The sequence below is a fragment of the Halomonas sp. FeN2 genome, assembly GCF_020595105.1.
Classification (GTDB): Bacteria; Pseudomonadota; Gammaproteobacteria; order Pseudomonadales; family Halomonadaceae; genus Vreelandella; species Vreelandella neptunia.
Genome location: NZ_CP074200.1, coordinates 2004781 through 2028778 on the forward strand (window position 1 = coordinate 2004781; position 23998 = coordinate 2028778).

At 55.4% G+C, this 23998-nt stretch carries 21 protein-coding genes; 13 read left to right on the forward strand and 8 right to left on the reverse strand.

Going from position 1 to position 23998, the window contains the following annotated elements; all coding sequences use genetic code 11:
* The first annotated feature begins 79 nt into the window (after positions 1 to 79).
* From KF947_RS09150 to KF947_RS09170, 5 genes are all read left to right on the forward strand, one after another.
* Positions 80 to 463: a 5-carboxymethyl-2-hydroxymuconate Delta-isomerase gene (locus KF947_RS09150; protein ID WP_133731993.1), complete on the forward strand. Its 384-nt coding sequence runs from the start codon at positions 80 to 82 to the stop codon at positions 461 to 463.
* Between the two features lie 14 nt (positions 464 to 477).
* Positions 478 to 1986, forward strand: a complete 1509-nt coding sequence (gene hpaE, locus KF947_RS09155; RefSeq protein ID WP_227406037.1) for a 5-carboxymethyl-2-hydroxymuconate semialdehyde dehydrogenase — start codon at positions 478 to 480, stop codon at positions 1984 to 1986.
* Positions 1987 to 2049: 63 nt separating this feature from the next.
* Entirely contained in the window at positions 2050 to 3030 is a 981-nt protein-coding gene (gene hpaD, locus KF947_RS09160) for a 3,4-dihydroxyphenylacetate 2,3-dioxygenase (RefSeq protein WP_133731991.1), read from the forward strand.
* Between the two features lie 70 nt (positions 3031 to 3100).
* Positions 3101 to 3991, forward strand: coding sequence for a fumarylacetoacetate hydrolase family protein (locus KF947_RS09165; RefSeq protein ID WP_223289006.1), 891 nt, complete (start codon positions 3101 to 3103; stop codon positions 3989 to 3991).
* Positions 3978 to 4775 carry a 2-oxo-hepta-3-ene-1,7-dioic acid hydratase gene (locus KF947_RS09170; protein WP_223289005.1) on the forward strand — a complete coding sequence of 266 codons (798 nt, stop codon included), beginning with the start codon at positions 3978 to 3980 and terminating at the stop codon, positions 4773 to 4775. The genes KF947_RS09165 and KF947_RS09170 overlap by 14 nt, the downstream gene beginning before the upstream one ends.
* Before the next feature lie 22 nt (positions 4776 to 4797).
* Here the strand turns inward: KF947_RS09170 and hpaA are convergent, their stop codons facing one another.
* Positions 4798 to 5697, reverse strand: a complete 900-nt coding sequence (gene hpaA, locus KF947_RS09175; RefSeq protein WP_223289004.1) for a 4-hydroxyphenylacetate catabolism regulatory protein HpaA — start codon at positions 5695 to 5697, stop codon at positions 4798 to 4800.
* A 145-nt stretch (positions 5698 to 5842) separates the two neighbouring features.
* Here hpaA and hpaD (KF947_RS09180) point away from each other — a divergent pair, with 145 nt between their 5' ends.
* The 4 genes from hpaD (KF947_RS09180) to hpaR all read left to right on the forward strand — a co-directional run bounded on the left by hpaD (KF947_RS09180) (position 5843) and on the right by hpaR (position 9610).
* Entirely contained in the window at positions 5843 to 6697 is an 855-nt protein-coding gene (gene hpaD, locus KF947_RS09180) for a 3,4-dihydroxyphenylacetate 2,3-dioxygenase (protein WP_227406038.1), read from the forward strand.
* An 82-nt stretch (positions 6698 to 6779) separates the two neighbouring features.
* Positions 6780 to 7592, forward strand: a complete 813-nt coding sequence (gene hpaI / locus KF947_RS09185) for a 4-hydroxy-2-oxoheptanedioate aldolase (RefSeq protein ID WP_227406039.1) — start codon at positions 6780 to 6782, stop codon at positions 7590 to 7592.
* Between the two features lie 55 nt (positions 7593 to 7647).
* Positions 7648 to 9099 (forward strand): NADP-dependent succinate-semialdehyde dehydrogenase, encoded by a 1452-nt coding sequence (gene gabD / locus KF947_RS09190; protein WP_227406040.1) that lies wholly within the window; start codon positions 7648 to 7650, stop codon positions 9097 to 9099.
* Between the two features lie 55 nt (positions 9100 to 9154).
* Positions 9155 to 9610 carry a homoprotocatechuate degradation operon regulator HpaR gene (gene hpaR / locus KF947_RS09195; RefSeq protein ID WP_223289001.1) on the forward strand — a complete coding sequence of 152 codons (456 nt, stop codon included), beginning with the start codon at positions 9155 to 9157 and terminating at the stop codon, positions 9608 to 9610.
* Between the two features lie 89 nt (positions 9611 to 9699).
* Here hpaR and KF947_RS22175 read toward each other — a convergent pair whose 3' ends face one another.
* Positions 9700 to 10659 carry a methyl-accepting chemotaxis protein gene (locus KF947_RS22175; RefSeq protein WP_287018376.1) on the reverse strand — a complete coding sequence of 320 codons (960 nt, stop codon included), beginning with the start codon at positions 10657 to 10659 and terminating at the stop codon, positions 9700 to 9702.
* 275 nt (positions 10660 to 10934) lie between these two features.
* A complete protein-coding gene (ccoG, locus tag KF947_RS09205) occupies positions 10935 to 12383 on the reverse strand; it encodes a cytochrome c oxidase accessory protein CcoG (protein WP_133731982.1) in 1449 nt (482 codons plus the stop codon).
* A 219-nt stretch (positions 12384 to 12602) separates the two neighbouring features.
* On the opposite strand from ccoG, the gene mapR reads away from it, so the two are divergent.
* On the forward strand, positions 12603 to 14012 hold the full coding sequence (gene mapR / locus KF947_RS09210; RefSeq protein WP_133731981.1) for a GntR family transcriptional regulator MpaR: 1410 nt from the start codon (positions 12603 to 12605) through the stop codon (positions 14010 to 14012).
* 55 nt (positions 14013 to 14067) lie between these two features.
* On the opposite strand, the gene KF947_RS09215 is transcribed toward mapR, so the two are convergent.
* Entirely contained in the window at positions 14068 to 15357 is a 1290-nt protein-coding gene (locus KF947_RS09215; protein ID WP_227406041.1) for an MFS transporter, read from the reverse strand.
* 330 nt (positions 15358 to 15687) lie between these two features.
* Between KF947_RS09215 and KF947_RS09220 the strand changes: the two genes are divergently transcribed.
* Both KF947_RS09220 and KF947_RS09225 read left to right on the forward strand, forming a co-directional pair.
* Positions 15688 to 16308 carry a LysE family translocator gene (locus KF947_RS09220; RefSeq protein WP_227406042.1) on the forward strand — a complete coding sequence of 207 codons (621 nt, stop codon included), beginning with the start codon at positions 15688 to 15690 and terminating at the stop codon, positions 16306 to 16308.
* An 18-nt stretch (positions 16309 to 16326) separates the two neighbouring features.
* On the forward strand, positions 16327 to 16890 hold the full coding sequence (locus KF947_RS09225; protein WP_227406043.1) for a flavin reductase family protein: 564 nt from the start codon (positions 16327 to 16329) through the stop codon (positions 16888 to 16890).
* 264 nt (positions 16891 to 17154) lie between these two features.
* On the opposite strand, the gene KF947_RS09230 is transcribed toward KF947_RS09225, so the two are convergent.
* The 4 genes from KF947_RS09230 to KF947_RS09245 form a co-directional block, all read right to left on the reverse strand.
* Positions 17155 to 18561, reverse strand: coding sequence for a Na+/H+ antiporter NhaC family protein (locus tag KF947_RS09230; protein WP_227406044.1), 1407 nt, complete (start codon positions 18559 to 18561; stop codon positions 17155 to 17157).
* Between the two features lie 34 nt (positions 18562 to 18595).
* On the reverse strand, positions 18596 to 19885 hold the full coding sequence (locus tag KF947_RS09235) for an NAD(P)/FAD-dependent oxidoreductase (protein ID WP_227406045.1): 1290 nt from the start codon (positions 19883 to 19885) through the stop codon (positions 18596 to 18598).
* Positions 19886 to 19891: 6 nt separating this feature from the next.
* Positions 19892 to 20689 carry an IclR family transcriptional regulator gene (locus KF947_RS09240; protein WP_227406046.1) on the reverse strand — a complete coding sequence of 266 codons (798 nt, stop codon included), beginning with the start codon at positions 20687 to 20689 and terminating at the stop codon, positions 19892 to 19894.
* 167 nt (positions 20690 to 20856) lie between these two features.
* Complete coding sequence (locus KF947_RS09245) at positions 20857 to 22605, reverse strand: GGDEF and EAL domain-containing protein (RefSeq protein WP_227406047.1); 1749 nt, start codon at positions 22603 to 22605, stop codon at positions 20857 to 20859.
* Positions 22606 to 22909: 304 nt separating this feature from the next.
* On the opposite strand from KF947_RS09245, the gene KF947_RS09250 reads away from it, so the two are divergent.
* Positions 22910 to 23992 (forward strand): ADP-ribosylglycohydrolase family protein, encoded by a 1083-nt coding sequence (locus KF947_RS09250; protein ID WP_227406048.1) that lies wholly within the window; start codon positions 22910 to 22912, stop codon positions 23990 to 23992.
* Positions 23993 to 23998: the final 6 nt, after the last annotated feature.

A 23998-nucleotide genomic window follows, 5' to 3' on the forward strand; every position in this document is an offset into this window, starting at 1 on the left:
CATTTTAAAAACCACTGCGCTACTCAGGTCAGACTGCTTCTATGCGCTAGATAGCCCAGTATTTTCAAGGAGTTACAACGTGCCACACCTGCATATCGAGTATTCGCCCGAGGTGGCAACACTGGTTAACGTACAAGATGTATGCCTGGCCGCCCACAAGGCAATGAAAGAGAGCGGTATTTTTCCTATCGCGGGTATCCGGGTACGCGCCTTCGCCGCAGACCACTGCATCGTTGCCGATGACCACCCCGACAACAATTTTATGGCCATGACGCTCTCTGTGGGCGCAGGCCGAGAACGGAGTGCGCTTAAAGCTGCCGGCGACCTGGTGTTTGCAGGCGTACAGCAAGCTCTGGCCCAGCCGCTCGCCACGCCCTACTTCGCCTTATCACTGGAAATCCGCGAAATCAGCGCCGATTTGAGTTGGAAAGACACGCCTATTCACTCCCGACTGTCGTCATAACAGGAGCCTTCACTATGAGCACTTTGCAAGACAACATCGCCCGGGCGCAGCAGTATATGCAGCGCTTTAAAGAGCAAGGGGTACTCAACCACATCAACGGTGAGTCGGTACCCGCACAGTCGGGAGCCACCTTCGACACTATTTCTCCCGTTGACCTCAAGCCCTTAGCCAGCGTTGCCCGTGGTGGCAGCGAAGATATCGACCGCGCCGTCAAAGCCTCTCAGGAAGCCTTTAAAACCTGGAGTAAAACGCCAGGTAAAGAGCGCCGCGCTATTCTGATCAAGGTGGCCGAAGCCATCGAAGCCCGTGCAGAAGAGATCGCCTTCACGGAGTGCATGGATACCGGCCAAGCGCTGCGTTTTATGTCGAAGGCAGCTATTCGTGGTGCGGCTAATTTTCGCTACTTCGCAGACAAAGCCCCCGAGGCCGAGGATGGCCTGGCCCTGCGTAACGACACCCAAATGAACGTAACCTCCAAGCGCCCGCTTGGCCCAGTGGGAGTGATCACACCGTGGAACACGCCGTTTATGCTCTCCACCTGGAAGATAGCGCCCGCCCTGGCGTCCGGCTGCACAGTGGTACACAAACCCGCCGAATTTTCGCCGATGACAGCCAAGCTGCTGGTTGAGATCGCAGAAGAAGCCGGGTTACCGAAGGGCGTACTCAATCTGGTCAATGGTTTCGGCGAGGACGCGGGTAAAGCGCTAACAGAGCACAAAGGCATCAAGGCAGTGGCCTTTGTGGGTGAAAGTCGCACCGGGCAAATGATCATGGCCCAGGCAGCTCCCACGCTGAAGCGCTTCCATTTCGAGCTCGGCGGTAAAAATCCTGTCATTATTTTTGACGACGCGGATATTGAGCGTGCGATAGAAGCCGCCACCTTCATGATCTACTCGCTCAACGGTGAGCGCTGCACGTCCTCTTCACGCCTGTTGGTGCAAGACACTATCTACGGCGAGGTCACTCGCCGCGTTGCCGACATCGCCAACAACGTCAAGGTCGGCCACCCTCTTGACCCGGACACCGTCGTCGGCCCGCTGATTCACCCTGAGCACGAGAAAAAAGTGCTGTCCTATTTTGACAAGGCTCGCGCCCAAGGCGCCACCATTGCGGCCGGTGGCGAAAAGGTCGGCGAAGAGGGCTGCTTCGTGCGCCCAACGCTATTTACCCAGGCCAACAACGATATGGCCATCGCCCAGGAAGAGATTTTTGGCCCGGTGCTGACCGCCATTCCGTTCACAGACGAGGACGACGCTCTGCGCATCGCCAACGATACCGAGTACGGCCTGGCTGCCTACCTGTGGACCAATGACCTCAACCGCGCCATGCGTTTAACCGATCAGCTTGAAGCCGGCATGATGTGGGTCAACTCCGAGAACGTGCGCCATTTGCCCGCACCCTTTGGTGGCGTTAAGTCCTCCGGCATTGGCAGGGACGGCGGGGACTGGTCTTTCGACTTTTATATGGAGACCGTCAACGTATCCTTCCCGCGCAAGGTGCATCAGGTTCCGAAACTCGGCTAATTAATGCCCGAGACGACACCTCTGGCTCACACCGCTTGTTTAGATGGTACATGGAGAAACACAATGCCCACACCAGCCCCTAACTTATATCCTGAATTCAATATTATACGCTTAAGCCATGTTGTATTCGGCGTGACCGATCTGGCCAAGAGCCGCCACTTTTATGTGGATACGCTCGGCCTTCAGGTCACCGACGAAGACGACCAGCGCATCTATCTACGGGCCATGGAAGAGCGCGGCCACCATTGCATGGTGCTCGAAAAAAGCGCTGAAGCTAACGTTCAGGCGCTCTCTTTCAAGGTTTTTGATGAGAGCGAATTAGACAAGGCGTACGCATGGTTTGAGCAGCAGGGTAAGCCCGTCGAGTGGGTAGAACGCCCCTATCAAGGTCGCACGCTGCGCACCGTGGACTGCTTTGACACCCCTATCGAGTTTTATTACCAGATGGAACGGCTAGCGCCTATCCATCAACAGTACGCTCTCTACCGGGGTGTCAAACCGCTACGCATCGACCACTTCAACCTGTTTTCTACCAGTGTCGATGACGCCGTGGCGTTCTATAACAGCATGGGATTCCGGGTCACTGAATATACCGAGGATGAAGAGAGCGGCAAGCTATGGGCGGCCTGGATGCATCGTAAGGGAGGTGTCCACGATATCGCCTTCACTAACGGTGAAGGCCCGCGCCTGCACCACACTGCATTCTGGGTGCCCACGCCACTCAATATCATCGATTTGTGCGACCTGATGGCCACCACCGGTTACGTCAGCAATATCGAACGTGGGCCCGGTCGCCACGGCATCTCCAATGCATTTTTCCTGTACATCCTCGACCCGGATGGCCACCGCATCGAAATCTACTGCTCTGATTATCAGACCGTTGACCCGGATCTAGAACCAATCAAGTGGGACTTGAAAGACCCCCAGCGGCAAACGCTATGGGGGGCGCCAGCGCCGCGCTCCTGGTTTGAGCACGGCTCGCTGTTTAAGGGTGTCGAGACCAAAGCATCTCAGCTAAAGGCCACGCCGATCATCGCCCCTTAACAGCGCCTGGTTGCATCTTCCAGGTTTCGCAGCAAACGGCCCGGCTCAGCCGGGCCCAGGAGAATATGTCATGAGTGCACCCCTGCCCCCACGGCTGGCCGCTTTTCACGCTAATGGCGCGGATCGTTACGGCGTTGTTACCGCTGACGGGATCATTGATCTACTGCCAGAGTTTGGTCATCGGTTCAAAGGTCTTAAAGAAGTTATTGAAGCGGGCGCGATCGACGAACTGTTGAACGCCGCAGAAGGCCGCCGCCCAAGCTATCGTGAAGAAGATGTCACTTATCTGATTCCCATCGCCAACCCTGAGAAACTGATCTGTGTCGGCGTTAATTTTCCGTCACGTAATGAAGAGTATAAAGACGGCCAGGCCGCCCCCAGCAAGCCTTCCTTGTTCATTCGCTTCCCGCGCAGTTTTGTCGGCCATCGCCAGAACCTGGTACGCCCTCCCGAGAGCGAGCAGCTCGACTATGAAGGTGAAGTGACCATCGTTATCGGCAAGGGCGGCCGGCGTATTTCAAAAGAGAAGGCTTACGAGCATATTGCCGCGCTTACCCTATGCAACGAGGGCACCATTCGTGATTGGGTACGACATGCCAAATTCAACGTCACCCAGGGGAAGAACTTTGACGCCACCGGCGCTATCGGGCCATGGCTGGTGCCGTTCCATAACGCCTCTCAGTTAGACGATATAGAGCTGACCACCCGGGTCAACGGCGAAGTACGCCAGAACGACCGCACCTCGCGCATGATGTTCGATTTTCGCTATATCGTGAACTACGTCTCCACGTTTACCACCCTGGTGCCCGGCGACGTTATCGTCTGTGGTACGCCTACCGGCGCCGGTGCGCGCTTCGATCCCCCTATCTGGCTGAAGCCTGGCGATGTCATTGAGGTCGAAGCGGAAGGCATCGGCAAACTGGTCAACGGCGTGGAGGATGAGAAAAATGCCATTAACTGACGCCCAGATATCCGCTGCCGCCGAAGCACTTCTGGCGGCGGAAAAAAACCGCGAGCAGATCGGCCTACTGTCGCGCCAATATCCCGACATGACGCTGGATGATGCCTATGCCATCCAGGCGGCTCAGCTACAAAAAAAGACCGAGCATGACGTCATTGGCTGGAAAATCGGCCTGACTTCCAAGGTAATGCAGGATGCCCTGGGGATCGATACACCTGATAGCGGCGTGCTGTATGACTACATGCGCTTTTCGACAGGGGCCGTGATTGCCAAGGATCACTTTATTCAACCCCGCATTGAAGCTGAAATAGCCTTCGTCATGAAAGCGCCCCTGGAAGGTGAAGTAACCCGAGAGGACGTGCTGGCGGCCACGGATTACGTTGTGCCCTCGCTGGAGATTCTGGATACGCGCATCGTTCGTCAGGATGCTGCTACCGGCCAGACACGCCTGATTGTCGATACGGTATCCGACAATGCGGCCAATGCGGGCATTGTGCTTGGCAACGAGCGTCACTTGCCGACGGCTTTTGACCTGCGCTGGGTGGGTGCCATCGTCAAGAAAGATGGCAACGTCGTGGCCACCGGCCTGGGAGCGGGCGTGCTGGACGATCCGGTAACCGGGTTAGTCTGGCTGGCCCGCCGCATGGCCACTTATGGCCAACGTATTGAAGCAGGGCAAGTGGTGCTGTCGGGCTCTTTTATCGGCCCGGTGGAATGCCCTTCCGGCAGCGACATTGACGCCGACTTTGGCCCCTTTGGAACGGTGAAGCTGCGCTTCGATTAAAGGATGCCTCGTCAACGCCTGCTCACGACTGGCTAAGCTGATGGTGGCGGTAATTTGAGGGAGTGGTATCGGCATGACGAGCAAAGAAGCGACAAAAGTAGGCGGGATCCTGGAAGCCCAACTGGTAGCCAATCTCGTTGACGGTCATACCGGTAAAGGTCAGCATCCGGCGAGCTTCCTGCATCAGCCGCTCATGCACCAGCCGCTTACTGGGCACCCCAGCGATACGACGGCACACGCTATTGAGCCGCGCCTCGGTCACGTTAAGGGCCGAGGCGTACGCCGACAGCGTCCAGTGCGCTTTGAAGTGGGCTTCGATTTCCAGATTGAAGCGGTGAAACAGCATCAGCTCGTCATGCCGTGCATGCTGCGCTTTGAGGGAGTTGGCCGAAAGCCGAAACAGGCTGATAAACAGCAACCGCGTCAGGGTCGTCAGCGCCACGTCACGCCCTTTACGCTCGGCAGCAAACTCCGCCCCCAGCTCATCGAAAAGCCGCTCAATGCGGGCAACCTCATGGCGGGCCTCCGAGCTGACGTGGCCGGTGGCAACGCAAACGGGCGTAATCTGCCCAATACTGCCAAGGTCAGGGCACTCATCAAGCAGCGACCATACCAGTTGCTGGCGCACCGTCAGCACATGGCCATCGCTGCCCTCTTCGGTGGTGAACGAATGGGGAATTCCGGGCGGCGTCAAAAAGAACATCGGCCCTTGCTGATGATACTGCCGGTTATCCAGGTAAACCCTGACCATGCCGCTGTTGATGTAGTGCACCTGAAAAAAGCGGTCATGGTGGTGAACCGGCATGTTGCGCCCGAAGAAGTCAGCCATCGGCCTGAGGGCATCGTAATGCACCGCCGCGTCAGCATACCGCTGATCGTACTCCTGACCGATCGTGATATTGGGAATGGGGGTCAACGCCATGTGTCTGCTCCTGGGTGGGCGCGTCTTAACCCTAAACGCTGTTCATATATTAACAAACTAACGAGGCTACTCTCCATGGCGACAAGCCACCCGCTGGAGATAGCCACTCGTATTTCAAGCGCCACGCCGCACTGAGAGGAATAAAATGGGCGAAATTGTTTTAGCCGCCAAGGTGACCCATGTCCCTTCGATGTACCTATCCGAACAGCCTGGCCAACACCACGGCTGCCGGGCTGAGGCCATTGCCGGGCACAAGGAGATCGGCCGTCGCGCCCGCGAATTAGGCGCAGACGTTGCGCTGGTGTTCGATACCCACTGGCTGGTCAACAGTGGGTATCACATTAACTGCAGCAATCACTTTGAAGGTATCTATACCAGCAACGAACTGCCCCACTTTATTCAAGACATGGCCTACAACTACGCAGGCTGCCCCGACCTCGGCGAGCTGATCGCCATGGAAGCGAACCGCTCAGACATTCGTACCATGGCGCACAATATCAAAAGCCTGAAGCTTGAGTACGGCACCCTGGTACCTATGCGCTATATGCACATGGGAGTCCCTGAGGAGCAGGCGCTCAAAGTGGTGTCGATTGCGGCCTGGGATGCCTGGCACGACCTGAATGAAAGCATCAAATTTGGCGAAGCCATACGCCGCGCCATCAAGGCCAGCAATCACAACGTCATGGTGTTGGCCTCAGGGTCTCTTTCCCACCGCTTTAGTGATAACAGCGATGCAATGGAAAACATGCACCGCTGGACGCGTGAATTTGACCGCCAGATGGATATACGTGTGGTTGAGATGTGGCGGCAGGGGCACTTCAAAGAATTCCGCACCATGCTGCCGGAATATGCCCAGCACTGCTACGGCGAAGGCGGTATGCATGATACCGCCATGCTGCTTGGCGTATTAGGCGAAGAGTACGACACGCCTGCCGAAATACTCACTGAGCCTTTTGGCAGTTCTGGCACCGGCCAAATCAACGCGATCTTTCCCCTTTAGGCAGTCTCGAGGTAACCGTCTGGCTGGTTCGGCGCCCGGGGCGGTAACGAGAGCCACTCATTACACAAGCAGGAGATATGGCATGGAGATACCTACCAATACGTTCAAGCAGGCGTTAGCCAATAATGAGCCGCAAATTGGTCTATGGCTGGGGCTAGCCAATGGATACTGTGCGGAGCTCTCTGCCAATGCGGGCTTCGACTGGCTATTAATCGACGGCGAGCATGCCCCCAACGACCTGCGCACAATACTGGCTCAGCTGCAGGCCGTCGCGACTTACCAAGCTCACCCCATCGTGCGCCCGCCGGTCGGCGACACCGCGCTGATCAAGCAGTATCTGGATATCGGCGTACAAACGCTATTGATCCCCATGGTCGATAGCGCCGAACAGGCCCGCGAGTTGGTACGTGCCACTCGCTATCCGCCAGAAGGCATTCGCGGCGTCGGCAGTGCACTGGCACGCGCTTCGCGCTGGAACAGCATCCCCGGCTACCTGGATAAAGCGGATAACGAAATCTGCCTGTTAGTCCAGATCGAAACCCAGGAAGGCCTTAAGCACCTTGATGAAATTGCCGCCGTCGAAGGGGTGGATGGGGTGTTCCTCGGCCCCGCCGACCTCAGCGCATCCCTAGGGCATCGCGGTAACCCGGGTCACGAAACGGTGCAAAACGCCATTGAAGACGCCATCCAGCGCATTCAGCAGTCAGGCAAAGCGGCCGGCATTTTATCGGCAGACCGCCAGCTCGCAGCACGCTATCTAACCTTAGGTTGCACCTTTGTCGCCGTCGGCGTCGACACCAGCGTCTTGATGAACTCACTGAAAGCGTTGGCCAGCAGCTTTAAAGACGACGGTGATACCGCACCAGCGGTGGCCACGCCCCCGTCGGTTTACTAACGTCACCTATCACCGCTTTTTTAACCCACTGTCTATTTTACGTTAGGAATCATTCATGAAACTGCACGACTCACGCCTACTGCGCCAACACGCTTTTATCAATGGCCAGTGGGTCAGCGCCGATAACGGCGAAACCTTCAGCGTCACCAGTCCCGCGGACAACACGCCGATCACCGACGTTGCCCGGGTTGGGGGCGTGGAAACACGCCGGGCAATAGAAGCCGCTGAAGCCGCGCTGCCAGCCTGGCGCGATAAAACGGCGAAGGAGCGCGCCGCTATTCTTCGCCAATGGTTCACCTTGATGCATGAACACAAAGAAGACTTGGCCCGCCTGTTGAGCTGGGAGCAGGGTAAGCCGCTTGCCGAGAGCCGAGGCGAGATCGACTACGGCGCCAGCTTTATCGAGTGGTTTGCCGAAGAAGGCAAACGCGTTTATGGCGATGTCATCCCTAACGATAAACCGGGTCGTCGCCTCGTCGTTATCAAACAGCCGGTGGGGGTAGTTGCCGCCATTACACCGTGGAATTTCCCGGTGGCAATGATTACCCGCAAAGCAGGCCCAGCCCTGGCAGCCGGCTGTACCATGGTGCTCAAACCCGCCTCCGAAACGCCACTTTCGGCGCTGGCCTTGGCCGAACTCGGCGAACGAGCGGGTATCCCCGCAGGAGTGTTTAATGTGGTTACCGGCCGCGCCGGTGCTATCGGCAGCGAACTCACTCAACATGCAAGCGTGCGGAAACTGTCGTTTACCGGCTCCACGGAAATCGGCCGTCAGCTAATGGAAGAGTGCGCCGGTACGATTAAAAAAGTCAGTATGGAGCTGGGCGGCAATGCCCCCTTTATCGTCTTTGACGACGCCAACCTGGATGATGCCGTTGAAGGCGCTCTGGCGTCCAAATTCCGCAACAGCGGGCAAACCTGCGTCTGCACAAACCGCTTTCTGGTTCATGATGCTGTCTATGATGCCTTCAGTGAGAAATTGGTCGCCGCCGTTCGTAAACTGAAGGTTGCACCCGCAGAGGAAGAAGGTGCCCAGCAAGGCCCGCTTATTAATCTAAAAGCGGTCGATAAAGTGAAAAGCCATATTGAAAATGCGCTAAGCCAGGGCGCTAAAGTGTTATGCGGCGGACAATCCCACGCTTTGGGCGGTAACTTCTTTGAACCCACCGTGCTCGGCGATGCCACGCCAGCCATGGACGTCGCCAACGAAGAGACCTTTGGCCCCCTGGCGCCGCTGTTTCGCTTTGGTACAGAAGCAGAAGCGATAGCCATGGCCAACGACACTCCCTTTGGTCTCGCCGCCTACGTTTATACGCAAAACATTGGCCGTTGCTGGCGTGTAGGGGAGGCTCTTGAGTATGGTATGGTAGGAATTAACGAAGGTATTATCTCGACGGAAGTGGTTCCTTTTGGCGGCATCAAGGCCTCTGGCGTTGGCCGGGAAGGATCTCATTACGGTATTGAAGATTATCTCGAAATTAAATATATGTGCATGGGCATTAAGTAATACTCCCAGTGCCACCAGGCAGCTTGTCCTGGTGGCTATTTAGAAAAGGCAACGAATGGCACGCCCTACTCCCTCCTTAACGTTGGCGTTGATGCAAGCCCGTGAGTCCGCGATGGACTTCTTCAGGCCCCATCTCAACCGCCACAATATAACCGAACAGCAGTGGCGAGTGATTCGCATCCTGTGGCAGTCGGAAGATCAAACCCTGGAAAGCCACCGGCTGGCGAAACTCGCCTGTATACTGCCACCCAGTTTGACTGGCGTGCTGGTTAGACTTGAACAGAATGGCCTGGTGGAACGCTGGAAACCTGCCACCGACCAGCGCCGCCTGTGCGTCACGCTAACCGGAAAAGGCAATGCGCTATTCGAGGAAATGAAAGTTGAAATGATCAGTCAGTACAAGAAGATTCAGCGAGCGCTGGGGGAGGAGAAGTACCGTACCCTGATGAGCCTGCTGAAAGAAGTGCAAGAGCTTAATCCAGATCAACTGCCTTCCGACCCTGATACTTAACGTTCAATGGTAAGTTATCATCACGGCTGCGGGCCCTTTTATGCAATCCTCACTGCTTAAAAGGGCCTCCTTGTCTAAACAGCTCATCGTTAAACGTTTTGCTGCTCCTGAGAATCCAAGACTTCTTGAATGCGTTTCGTGGCATCCTGCGTTTGGTTGGCCAGTTTTTTGACTTCATCGGCGACGACCGAAAAGCCCCTGCCTGCCTCGCCTGCCCGTGCCGCTTCAACCGCAGCATTGAGCGCCAGTAGATTGGTTTGAGCGGCAATCTGGCTGATCACATCCACCACCTCTGACACCTGGTGGTAGGTCTTCTGATTGTTAACCACGATGGTTTCATGGGCAGACTTGGCCGACCGCTCATCCTCAATGTTACGAACCGCGCCAATGACGCGTAACAGTTGACCATCTTCGCCCCTGATCGCGCGGCCACGCTCCCTAAACCAGCAATAGCCATGGCGTTTATGGTACATACGGAATTCTTCTACATATTCGCCCGAGCCTGATGGCGAGAGAACTTCCCTTTCAAACGCTGCTAAAATATTGGGCAAATCATCTGGATGGGTGATATTCGCCTGGCTGTCCATTCCATTAGGCAGCTCCTCCCGGGTATAGCCCAAGAGGCTCCTAAACTGATCAGTGATGACCATCTCACTTGCCGGATCTTCTACATCACCGTGGTGAACGATAAAGTCCCATACGCCTTCGGTGAGCGTCAGTTGTATCATCTCCCATACCCTTTGCTCCCCCGTCAAGCGTTGGCACTCTGCTTCCAGCGAGCGAATACGGTCGTCTTTTTGGCGGACAAGCTCTGCATGGTGCCTTTCCATTTCTGTAAGGCTTTGCGACGCTGAGGCCAACTCGTTGGCAAGCGCATTTTCTGACTCGGATTTACGGTCAATAAATGATTGTATGGTTGAAAACAGGTCTGCATTGCGACGTAGTTCACTAAAAATGGAGCTATCAATGGCGCCTTGGGCACCCTCTAACTGACCAAAAAAACCCAGAATGTCGTCCGCTAGCCTTTTGGAAGATCTTATATTTAACATTATCGCTACCCTCTCCAGATTTGGCGCACGAAAGCAGCACCTTATCGTCGGTTTTCATGCACCGAGTGATCACGGTGGGTAGCATTACTGTGAGCATTGAAGTCGAGAGTTTCTTGTGTATAGGTGACAATCATTTGTACCCTCCTGCCAGAAGGTCGAGACAAAAACCATCCACCCCCTGAATGTGCACGCCCCCCGTTGAGGCGTACTGCCCCGCTCAATCAGCTTCCTCACCTAGCGTTTTGCCGGTGTGCCGGCGTCAAAGCGCTGCATTACTACTCCCCATAAGGCCCCAGGAAAGGTATTTTGTTTACGCTCGTAATCGAAGGGTCATCTAAGGCAATAAAGCGAAGCTCAATGGGCTGGCTGGGCTGAGTCAGGTCGCCCGCCTCTACCGTTAACCCTAGGCGTAGGCTGCGCGTCTCGTTTGCCAATACCTCGATGGTGTCCATACCCTGCAGACGAAGCCCTGGTAATCCCGCTACCGATAACGCGTAGCGGTGGGCCTGGCCATCTTGATTGCGCAGCGTCACGTTGTAGTAATTGATAATGCGACCCTCGGCCGTGCTTTCAAACAATGTCTGGCGGTCGCGCACAACATCGACATCGATGGGCACACGGGAATTCAAGAAACCGACCAATAACACCACCATAGAGAGTAGCGCCGCTGAGTAAGCCAGCAGTTGAGGTCGCCAAAAGCGGGTCGTTTTACCCTCCAGCTCGCGCTCGGTGGTGTAACGAATCAGGCCCAGCGGTTTATCGACCCGCGCCATAACGCTATCGCAGGCATCGATACATGCCGCGCAGCCAATACACTCGTACTGTAATCCATCGCGAATATCGATACCGGTGGGGCATACCTGAACGCAGAGTTCACAGTCGATGCAGTCACCGGCTCGAGTTGCCTCTACGCCCTTTTGAGGCGAGTTCCGACGCGGCTCGCCGCGGGCGGCATCGTAGGAAACAATCAGCGTATTGGCATCAAACATCGCCGACTGGAAGCGCGCATAGGGGCACATATGCAGACAAACCTGATGGCGAAGCCAACCGGCATTCAAGTAGGTAAACAGGGTAAAGAAACCGATCCAGAACAGCGCCAAAGGGTGCATATCCAGAGTAAACATATCCACTACTAACGCTCTTATCGGCGTGAAGTAACCAACGAAGGCTATTCCCGTTGCCAGCGCAATCAGTAGCCAAGCCGCATGCTTGGCGGTTTTTCGCCATAGCGTATCCAAATTTCGGGGCGATTTATCGCGCCGAATGCGACGGTGCCGTGGCCCTTCCAGGCGATGCTCGAACCAGATAAACAGAAACGTCCAAACGCTTTGCGGGCAGCTGTAGCCACACCACACCCGCCCCGCCACCACCGTGATCAAAAACAACCCAAAGGCGCACAGCACCAAAATCCAGGTGAGTAAGATAAAGTCCTGGGGGTAAAACGTTGCCGCAAACAGGTGGAACTCCTGGGCAGGGAGGTCAAACCACACCAGCGGCCGGTCACCCCAGTTGATCCACGGCAAACCGAAATAGAGCGCCATCAACAGCCAGTTAGAAAAACGCCGGATACGCTGGAAAAAACCGCCTATTTCCCGCACATAAATATGCCCCAGCTTAGTGGAGTGAGAGTTAGGCGGTTTATTATTGGAAGGCTTAGAGGAGGGCGATTGGTACTCAACCGCCGCCTCCGTGGCCAGGTCTTGCAGTGGAATGCGTTGCGTCATACCGAGATCCAGAAAAGAGGGAGTAGAGGTCTATGCGGTCGAGGGACGTCATCGAATTAGCCGCTACTATGCCTTTCTGGCCGACAACTAAAACAGACGCAGTTTTAGAGAAAAAAGCAGTATCAGTTGGTAACTACCGCCGAATATGGCTCTATCTGATATGCTTTTAATTGAGAGTATCGAAGCTGTTTATTACCCTACGCACCGACGGTTTATGCCATGAAACGCTACGAACAGTTTGCCGATGAGATAGCCACGTTGATTCGCCAAGGCGTGCTTGGCCCAGGGGAGCGTATACCTTCGGTGCGCCAGGCGAGCCGCCATCACGGCATTAGCCCCTCTACGGTGTTTCAGGCTTACTACTTACTGGAAAACCAAGGGCTTATCACTGCACGAGCACGCTCGGGCTATTTTGTCCGTGAACACGCCCGGCGCCTGCTGGACGAACCCCGCGTAACGCTGCAGCCCACCGCCCCGGCAGAGGTAGAAGTCAGCGCGTTGGTGTTCTCGGTGCTTGACTCGCTTCAGGATGACCAAACGGTGCCCTTTGGCTCGGCTTTTCCCAGCCCTGAGCTGTTTCCGCTTTCGCGCTTGAGTATCAGCATGACCCGGGGGCTGCGGGCGCTTTCGCCCCAGCAGGTGGTGGCCGATATGACCACCGGGCATACTGACCTGTGTCGGCAAATTGCCCTGCGCTACATGCTGGGTGGCATTCAACTGCCGATGGAAGAGCTGGTGATTACCAATGGTGCAATGGAGGGGCTTAACTTGGCCCTGCAGTGTGTTACCGAGCCGGGCGACCTAGTGGCGATCGAGTCCCCGGCCTTTTATGCCAGCCTGCAAGTGTTGGAGCGGTTGAAACTGCGCGCGGTGGAGATTCCGGTTCACCCACGGGAGGGGATCGACCTGGAGGTGCTGTCAGAGCGACTAGAGACACTGCCGATCAAAGCCTGCTGGTTTATGAGCCACCTGCAAAACCCAATCGGCGCCAGCCTGAGTAAAGAGCGCAAGCAAGCGCTTTATCAGCTGTTAAAACAGCACCAAATACCCATGCTAGAGGATGATGTGTATGCCGAGCTGTACTTTGGCAGCACGCCGCCTGCGCCCGTAAAAGCCTTCGATGATGAGGGTTTGGTCATCCACTGCAGCTCCTTCTCAAAGTGCTTGGCACCCGGCTACCGGGTGGGCTGGGTGGCAGGCGGTCGCTATGCCCAGGCTATCTCGCGGCTCAAACTAATGACCACGATTTCACCTTCCGTGCCCGCTCAGGCAGCCATCGCAGACTATTTGCAGCACGGCGGTTATGACCGCCATTTGCGTAAGCTCCGCCATGCCCTGGAAGCCCAGCAAAGCAGCATGCTGGCAGCGGCGGATCGCTACTTTCCTGCCAATACCCGTATTACCCGCCCTGCGGGCGGCTACTTTTTATGGGCGGAGTTTCCCGAGCAAGTGGATTCACTGCGACTCTTCAATACGGCGCTCGAACATGGTGTGAGCTTAGCGCCAGGCCCGATCTTTTCCGCGACCCAGCAGTTTCGAAACTGCGTGCGCTTAAGCTATGGCCACCCCTGGACGCCACGCAGCGAGCGCGGCATGGAAACACTAGGCAAGCTATTGACCCTCTTTTAACGTGAACATCCAACGCAGCCTTTCGCCAAGCGCCTAGGCTGGCTAGCCGCACACGTCAGCTAAGGGTCTCGGCATCTTCAGCAACAGGTTCGATGGGATCACCGTTTTCATCCAGCAACTGATGATCGTAAGCGGCCTGGAGGCCAGTATCTTCAGCCTCTGTCGGTTGCGGCTCTTCTTCCTCTGTCAAATAGTCGATATGGCCCGGATAAAGTGGTGATAGCACCGCGACCAGAATGCCGACCACCGAAAAGATCGCAAACGCATCCGCATACCCAAGCCTGTCGACCAGCACACCAGTCACCGGCGAGCCCACCGCCTGCCCAAGCGCGCAGGCCATAAAAGGTAATACCGGCCCCATCGATAGCCGCCCAGGCAGCAGCCGGATGCCGGTCATCAGGTACAGTCCTGTCAAACTCATGTAGGCAAGACCGAAAACCATCGCGGAAAACATCGCCAGCGCTAATTGACCAGGGCTAGCGGCCAGCAACACCAAGCTTGAAGACAGCATCATCAACATCAATGCCTGGGTAATGGGTGGGTTATTTCGGTCGGCTAAATCACTTATTACAGCGCCGCCGAGCCCGGCGACCCCTACCGCGAACCATAACCAACCGGTGTGTCCTGGGGACAACGCGCCAAGGGTAACCGCCAGATCCGGAGCAAAAAGCCAGTACGGCGCAGATACAAAGCCCATGGCGAAGGCAAAAATCGTCAGCCGAATGAGGCGCGACCATTGCGACCTAGTGATGGGCGGTGGTGGTGCAGCGTTGGCTGGAATGACTCGTGACACGGAAGGGATGAAGTACCATGCCGCCACGACTCCCATAGCGGTAAGCGCAGCAAATATCGTGTAGGTCAGTCGCCATGCATCCGACAAGAACACAACGGTCGGTACCGCCACGATGATACCGATGCTAGTACCGGCATTCATAATCGAGCTGACCCGCCCATGCATTGCGCGGCTCACCAGCGCCTGCATCGCAGCGGTCAGCGCGGGCATCATTAAACCGGTGCAGATACCGCAGATAAATACACCCATACCCAGCGATAGCGCGTCTGACGACTGGCTGATCAGCGCTAAACCGCCAACACCGAAAGACCCAGAGAGAATGGCTAAGTTACGCGCACCGAGCCGATCAGCGGCAAGCGGCGCGACCAGTGTGGAAAGCACAAAGCTAATAAACGGCAGCGCCCCGATAATGCCGACCAGGTAAGACGTCAGCGAAAGTTCAGCACTGATAGAAGGTACAAACAGACCAAAGGCAAAACGCGCAAGCCCGTAACTGATCGCCACCAGCGCGGCTCCAAATAGGGCAAACCCCATGCTCGACAACGCTTTCATACGGAGCCCTCCACTGCCATTGATTGCATGTATACAAGGTCGCTTTGAGCATTGTCGTCGCAACTTCCGCTATGAGCAATGCAGATTTTGAACAGCTAGCGGGTAACCTCCAGTGATCATCAGGACGATAAGTGGAGTTAAGCAGGCAGCCTTTGTTGAATGACCGCTTTCAGACTTAAGGAAGCCACCACCAAGGACTACCAGCCATCTCTGCTTTCCTTCACATAGGTGAGAAAATGAACACTGAACATAATTGCCACGCGGCGTTCCAGGGCTTACAACTATACGGCGAGATAAAGTTAATAATTCACCAACAGGAAGATTAACGCTATGTCGATTGAGCTTTGGCTATCGTTTGTGTTGGCTTCGTTTTTGGTCATCGCGTCCCCCGGCCCCGCCGTTGCTCTACTGGTAGTGACCGGCATCAATCAAGGCCGCAAAGCTGCTCTGGCGATGTTGCCTGGCTTTTTCTTGGGTGACCTGGTGGCGATGTCACTTTCGTTTGCAGGCGTAGGCGCGCTGCTGATGGCATCGGCGGAGCTATTCGCCATGGTTAAATGGCTAGGGGTTCTCTATCTGCTTTACCTAGGCATCAAGATGTGGCGTGAATCTGGCCAGTTAAATGACCTGGAAGCCTCTGGGGTGAACGTTCAGCAAGGTACCGCAAAGGCATTTTGGGTGACGCTGCTAAACCCCAAAAGCATTCTATTCTTCATGGCATTCATGCCGCAGTTTATTAACCAAACCCAGCCTCTGGCGCCCCAGTTGGCGATTCTGTTTGCTACGTTTCTTGTGATCGGTGTCATCTCAGACCTCGGCTACACACTGTTGTCGACCACTAGCCGACAACTAATGACCGCCAATTTTCGCCGCCTGCTACACCGTTGCGGTGCAGGTAGTTTGATTGGCGCGGGGGTATTGATGACCTTAATGCGCCGCCCGACTAACTAATCCAATCGGAGGTTATTTATGCCACACCCGATAGTAAAGCAGGACTTTCCTGTTTCCAACGTCAGACACTTTCTTGAACCTGGCCCCATTGTGCTGGTGTCATCACAATGGCAACAACACACCAACATCATGACCATGGGGTGGCACATGGTCATGGCGTTCTCCCCCTCACTCCTAGGCTGCGTTATTGATGCAGGCAATCACTCCCATGCGCTGGTGTGCAACAGCGGCGAATGCGTGATCAATATTCCTTCGGCATCACTTGTCGATAAGGTCGTGAGTATCGGTAACTGTTCAGGAAGCGAGGTCGACAAGTTCAAAGCGTTTGAGCTAACCCCAGGCAAGTCAGAAAAGGTCGGGGCGCCACGGATAGAGGAATGCTATGCGTCTTTCGAGTGCCGCTTGCACGATGACGCCATGATTGAGCGCTACAATCTGTTTGTTTTTGAGGTCGTTAAAGCCCACGCAGCGCCTTCGGCAGATGAGGAAGAATCGCTGCACTACCGGGGTATGGGAGAGTTCATGCTGTCGGGTCAATCCATTGACCGTACGGAACTGTTTAAGCCATCAATGCTTATTTGAGTAGCACTGCCATTGAGGCTTTCGCCACTCCCTTTCTGTTAATTTAGCCAGCTAGGTCGGCTCACTAACTTGCTGCAATAGCGTCCCGTTGCGGACTCATAGACTGACCAATGACCTCGGATAGGAACCAACAGGGGTATCATTGATGCGTAAGATGCAGCAGAAAAGATATTGATGACCATGATGTGCCGCCCGGCAGAGTAGTATCAAAATGGTGTTAGCCCTACGACAACGCCTTCCTCTGTTATCGTAGGGCGGAGAGGGTTACAGGGTAAGGCCGAGCAACAGATACATGGACAGGGAAAGCAAGGCAACGGCTAGCGCAAAGGGAATTTGCGTTTTGATATGGTCGATATGGTCAGAGGCGGCCCCGGTCGAAGCGAGCACAGAGGTATCCGACAAGGGTGAGCAGTGATCACCGAAGACACCGCCTCCCGCCACGGCGGCCACTGTGGCATACACCAGCGGTGTAATCATATCGCCGCTGAAGTTAAAAGCGAGCGGAACAGCGAGTGGCATCATGATCGCGAAAGTGCCCCATGAAGTGCCGGTGGAAAAAGCGATAACGGCGGCAATAAGGAACGTCATGGCCGGGAGCAAAGCAGGTGTTAGCCAGCCGGCGGTGGCTTCGACGATATAGTTGGCCGTCCCCATGTCTTTGGACAGCTGATTCAATGAGTAGGCTAACGCCAGAATGATAATGGCTGGCATTACTCCCTTCATCCCCGCCATCGAGGTTTTCATAATGTCGCTAAAGGGAATGCCCTGAAGGCGCATAACGATACCGAGAAACACAGAAGCTGCCAGAAATGCCTCCATGGTCTTGGCTGAGTCCATCACGATAAAGGTGCCCACGGCAACGCCGATCACTATCAGAACCGGGGCGAAAAAATTCCAAAACAGGCTGGTACGTGCTCCTTCATAAGGCGGAATTTCCGTCAGTTCCTCACCCACCAGCGGTTCTGCCCCATCGCGCAGGACTTTGCCTTCTTCCTGAGCCCGACGCTCAGCTTCACGCATCGGGCCGAAAAGCGGAATGACGCCTACGATCACCAGTCCGACCACCAACACCGATAGCCATGCATAGAGATTGAAAGGTATGGCATGCAGAAATACCCCCATCGCCTGGGCAGCATTTTCGATGGGGCCCATGCCGATCAACAAACCGGAGATAAACACTGCCCAGCCAGTGATAGGCACCATTACACTCACCGGAGCCGAGGTGGAGTCGGCGATATACGCCAGCTTTTCCCGCGAGACCCGGTAACGATCCGTCAGGCCACGCATCGTGCTGCCGACAAACAGAGGGCTGAAGTAGTCGCTGAAAAAAACGAACATGCCCATCACCCAGGCAACCAACTGAACCCGCACCCGCGATAAGGCACGGCGTTCCACCCAGGCAGTAAAGTTCTGAATCGCCCCGGTGCGTTGGAAAAAAGCGATCACCGTGCCAATGAATAGCTCCAACAGCAGTATCCAGGAGAAGCTGGTGGTGCCCAGGGTTTCCTTTAACAGCGTCGGAAATCCCATCAGCCCATTGCCCAGGGTAATCACCCCAACGAAACAAGCAACAGCCAGCGAGAAAACCGTATTACGGGTGACAAATGCCAGCACGATGGCCAATGCCGCCGGCATGATGGACAGCAGCCCTATATGATCTTGAGGATCCATTGTCATCTCTCTTTTTTTATAGTGGTGGGAGGAGTCAGGTTTCGTTTTTTGCCTTTCGGCGCTCCATTTCACTGGTCAGGTAGAAACCCAACCGACGTACGGGATCGGGCGGCATCCAGCTCGCTTTGCCGAATAAAGACGCAATATTCTCGACCGGCTGGCCGAGCGCATGGCGAGCTAAAGCATCCCCCAAGAAGGTACCCTTAACGATACCGCCGCCATTGCACCCCGCTGACACATATAACCCAGGCTGGATCTCGCCCCAGAGGGGAGCGCCGTTATAGGTCAACCCGGTGGTTCCTCCCCAGACCTTGTCGAAGCGTACTGGGGTAAGCTCGGGGTAGCGGGCCTCAAGGCTCGCTTTTAGTTCGGCCTCGATACGGGCGTTATCCGCTTCGCGTTCATAGCTGTAACGCGAGCGGATCATCAAACGTCCGTCGGCGGTGGTGCGCAGCGTACAGCCTAAGCGGTGTGCGGGTAGCAGCCCCCATGTCGTCGCGGCGATGCGTTGGCGCTCGGGCTGCGGTAAAGGATCGGTAATGGCGGCATAGGTATAAATAGCGGTTAGCCGCGAAGGGTCTGCGCCCAAGGCCCTGGAAAAAGCGTTATTGGCCAGGATTACCTGTCCAGCCGTTACTTCGCCTTCGGGTGTAGTCACACGCCACTTTTTGCCATCAGGCTTTATTTGAGTCGCGGGCGAGTGCTCATGCAGTTCGATTCCGGCTTCCAATGAATCCGCTAAACCCACAATCAATGCTGCGGGCTGAACGAGATAGCAGTCCGGTGAATAAATACCCTGTGTGTAGTAGCGCGTGCCGATTCGCTCAGCGAGTTGGTTAGCGTTCAAGGTCTGGTAAGACAGACCGGCAGCCTTAAGAAACGCTTCATACTGTCTCAAGGCACGTTGGCCTATCGTGCTACGGGCAGCGCGATAGGTGCCGCTACGCTCGAGTTGGCAGTCAATGCCTAGGCGTTCGACGCGCTCGCGCAGTAACGCCATGGTTTGTCGGCTTAACGCGTTCAGCTTCTCCATGCGCTCAAGCTCTTCGGGGCGAGCATCATTGGCCAGAGCAATTTCCAGCATAAAGCCCGAGTTACGCCCTGGGCTCCCTTCACCTACCTGGTCAGCTTCGAGGATTTTGATGCGGTCTTCAGGGCGCGCTTGGTGCCAGGCCGAAGCTGCCGCAAAACCGGTATAACCAGCCCCGATGATGACGACATCTGCCTCAGATTGGCCACTTAAGGCGGGGCGCGGCTGGCGCTCGGTTAACCAAGCGTTCCAGCCGCAAGGGCGCTGATGGGACGGGTGCGTAGTGTGTGACATAGCGCGTTAATCCAGATACAGCAGGCCGTGGGCCTGATTGACCATGGCAGCAACCTCTTCCTGCATGCCTTGGAGGACTTCCCGCTTATGGCTCTTCGTCATACGCGATTTGAGCATTGAACAACTCATGGCACCCAGGGGGTGGCCGCTATGATCGAGGATAGGAATGGCCAGGCCGCTGTATTCCGGAAGCAAAGAACCTTCTACGCCACGGGCGTAACCATGTTTCAGTTGGTGGGAAATTTCGGCTTCGATGTCGGCGATGGCGATCGCGTATTCGTCCATCAGCCGTTCAGCGTTATGGCTGAGTATTTCGCCTCGCTCATCAGCCCCCAGGTAGGCAAGCAAGGCAATCGACGCTTGACCAACACCTAGCGGCAAACGTCCACCCGTCGCTCTAACAAAGCTGCCCACGGGATAAGCGCCGTTCTGCACTTCCAGGCAAACGGCATTAACGCCATCGCGAGCGAACAGGTAGAAGCTGTCGCCCCAGCGCTGCGCGAGTGCCAGCAACCTTGGTCGGGCCAAATCACGCAACCCAGCACCATTCCCTGCCTGGGCTCCAAGCACCAGCAGCTCATAACCCAGCAGATAGCGCCCACGAATGGGAGAAGAGCGTAAGAATCCTTGTTGCTTGAGACCTTTTAACAACCGATAGAGCGTAGGACGACTGAAACTCAACTCATTCAGATAATCGTCTACGCTAGCACCGCGGTGGCCGCCACGTGCGGTAACCTGCAATATCTGCATGGCGTGAACGAGAGTGCTAGGACCTGATGTGGTGGTGCTTTCATTTACCGGCATTATGTTTATCGTTATTTGTCTATTTGAACTAAAACATAACAAGACAAATTCACGAGTTCATCTCACTAAATGAGACATAGCCGCTTTAGCGCATACAAGGTAGATGTTGGCAGGCCTACTTACGTCGACATTTGCGGAGCGCACTTTTTAAGTTACGCATTATCGACCTACCCCGGATGCAGCCAATTTTCGAACGCCGCTGGCGATAGCGGCTTGGCGATAAGATAGCCCTGAGCCTCGTCACAGCCCAACTGAACGAGGCGGCGGTAAACAGCATCGCTCTCTACCCCTTCGGCCACCACGCGGTAGCCCAGATCATGGGCCATTGAAATCATCGAGTTGACCAGCGTCGCAGCACGCTCATCACTGTCTAGATGGGTGATGAAAAGGCGATCAATTTTCACGGTATGGGCGGGAATCTCGTGCAGATAGGAGAGGCTGCTGTAGCCGGTACCGAAATCATCAATGGCGATCCGCACTCCAGCGGTTATCAGCGCTTTGAGCTGGTCAGTCGCCACGTCTCCCTGGCTAACCAGCGCACTTTCAGTCAGCTCCACCTCCAGGCTGGCTCTCGGTAGTCCCATGTGCGCCATCTCACCCAGTAGCTGTAGGGCAAAATGCTCTTCCTCAAGATTGGTCGCCGACACATTGACCGAAATCTGCAGTGTCTCGCCTTGCCGATGCCACGCTGCTGCCTGACTAACGGTATGCCGCAACACCCATTGGGTGAATGGCTTAGCCATCGGCGTATGTTCGATCAATGGGATAAACTCGTCTGGCGATAAGTCCCCCAAGACTGGATGGCGCCAGCGCAACAACGCTTCTGCTCCCGAACACTCGCCGCTATCAAGGCGGACACGCGGTTGGAAGACCAGGTAAAGCTCATCCTCGTTTTCCAGCGCCCGGCCAATGTCGTTCAGCAGCATATAACGCCGCTGGTAATCGGCATCCAGCTCCGAGGAAAAGAGCCCCGCCCCTCTTCTCGCTTGGCGAGCATCCAGGCAAGCGGCATAGGCACTTCGCAAAATATCCACAGTCGCGATCTTGCCTAAACAAAATGGTGCGATACCCACGGTGGGCCGAACCAATACCGGCACTGCGCGGGCAGATTCAAGCGCTAGCAGCGCCTGACGAAGCCGCAGCGCCTCCTGGAGCAAGTGCGTATCGCTGGCGTGGTTCACCAGATGCACGAACTGGCAGCCACCCAGGTGGTAAATTTTCATTCCCGAACCGATGGCTTGTTGTAAACAGCGGGCGGAAACCCTTACCAGCTCGTCAAGGTAAGCGGGGCCCAGGGTACGGTGAAGCGCGCTTATCTCACTGACATCGACCACCTCGGTCAACAGCGCGACTCTCCACTCGTGTGGCGAGTCACGCTGCATATCCTGTAGGTCTTCAGCAAACTGGTTTCGGTTAGAAAGGCCAGTTAACGGGTCGACCCTGCCAAAAGCGTGCTGCAGCTCGATCTGGGCCATGACCATGGCGGCTAGATCGCGGAGCATTGTTTGCTCCTGCTCAGAGAGCTCGTTTGGCTGGGTGTCTAGTACGCACATCGCGCCCAGAGTGTGACCTTCTCGCGTGACCAACGGTGCACCCGCATAAAAACGGATACCTGACTTTGCCAGGTAGCTATTTCGGTAACAGTCCGAGGCAAGCAGATCGGGGATGACCAGGACTTCCGAGGCATCGCAGACCTCCCCGCAGGGAGCCGTTTCACGGGGAATCTCCCAATGATCGACCCCGACCCGGGACTTGAACCACTGGCGGTTCTCGTCAGTGAGCGATACGGCGGCGATCGGCAAACCGAATAGCTGGCTAGCCATCCGTGTTATGCGATCAAAACTCTCACTGGGGGAGGTATCCAGCAGGTTTAGCTGGCGGAGCGCGAACAGACGATCCTGTTCCTGGGCATTCATGTACGTAAACCTACGCCGAGATGAACACTGATTCTTTAATAATATATATCAGCCCCATAAAAAAATTGCATTTGATAGCGCTCATTTTTCTGATGCCATTATTTGTTTTTCAGGCTGAGAGCGCGATATTCACAGGCCAAGAACACCAAGCATAAGATCAAACCCAACATCACAATTGCGCAAGCATGATGACATGTACCTACCTTCCTTTATGGCCCAGCGATGAGTTCAGCGTTGACCGTGGACAGTTCGCTAATCAGGAGATTGCCATAAGATGGCGAAACGCATCTAAAGGATCAGATCCATGACAGACAACGTGTCATCAAGAGCTATTGCCGCGCTTAGAAACCTTTTTATTGGTGATTCACTAGCGATGCCGGTGCACTGGTTCTACAACGTTCACGATATCGACCGTGCGTTTCCAGACGGAATAACCACCTTTGAAACGCCGCCGGAATTCCATCCGTCATCGATTATGTCAATGCACTCCACCAGCGGTGGTGGGCGCAAACGCACTGATAGCCCTACACAGAACGAGATCGTCGGCGGTGTGATTCTTAAAGGAAAGCAGTCCTTCTGGAACCGCCCGAACGTTCACTACCATCAAGGTATGAATCCAGGGGATAACACTCTTAACGCCTACTGCGCATTGACCCTAATGCAAACGATGGGCGGCCCTGACCAACACTATGACCGCGACACCTTCCTGCAAGCCTATATCCAGCTAATGACCGCAGAGGAACCGGCTCACCCGGACACCTACGCCGAGTCTTATCATCGCGGCTTTTTCGCTAATCTTGAAAAAGGCCTGTCGCCTCACAAGTGCGGCGCCGTCACCCACGACACACCTTCCATTGGTGGCCTGGTAACGATTGCCCCGCTAGCAATCGGCGAGCGCTTAAGGGGTCTTTCGCTGGCAGATACCCGCAAGCTTTGCCGCAGCCACTTAGCACTGACCCATCCAGACAACTTTCTTGCCGACATTTGCGACGCCTACGTTGAGCTAATCGACGCGCTACTGTTCCGCGATGACGATACCAACGTGCAGGAACTGCTGCTGAAGGCGACCCGCGGCTTATCCCGTAGGGACTTAACGAAGCTGGTGGAGAGCAATCGCCCCGAGCGAGAGGTAATAGGCAGGGAACTATCAACCGCTTGCTACATTACCGACGCATGGCCTGCGGTGTTATACCTTGCCTGCAAACACCACCAAGAACCTTTGCGGGCTTTACAGATTAACGCAGAAGTTGGCGGCGATAGCGTACATAGAGGTGCCGTACTGGGCGTGTTGTTAGGCTTAATCAATGGCGAGGAGGCAGGTAACCTATTTGCCCGGTTAACCGAGCAAACGTCGATTAACCGGGCCATTGAGGACTGTGTTTTTTAATAGCGA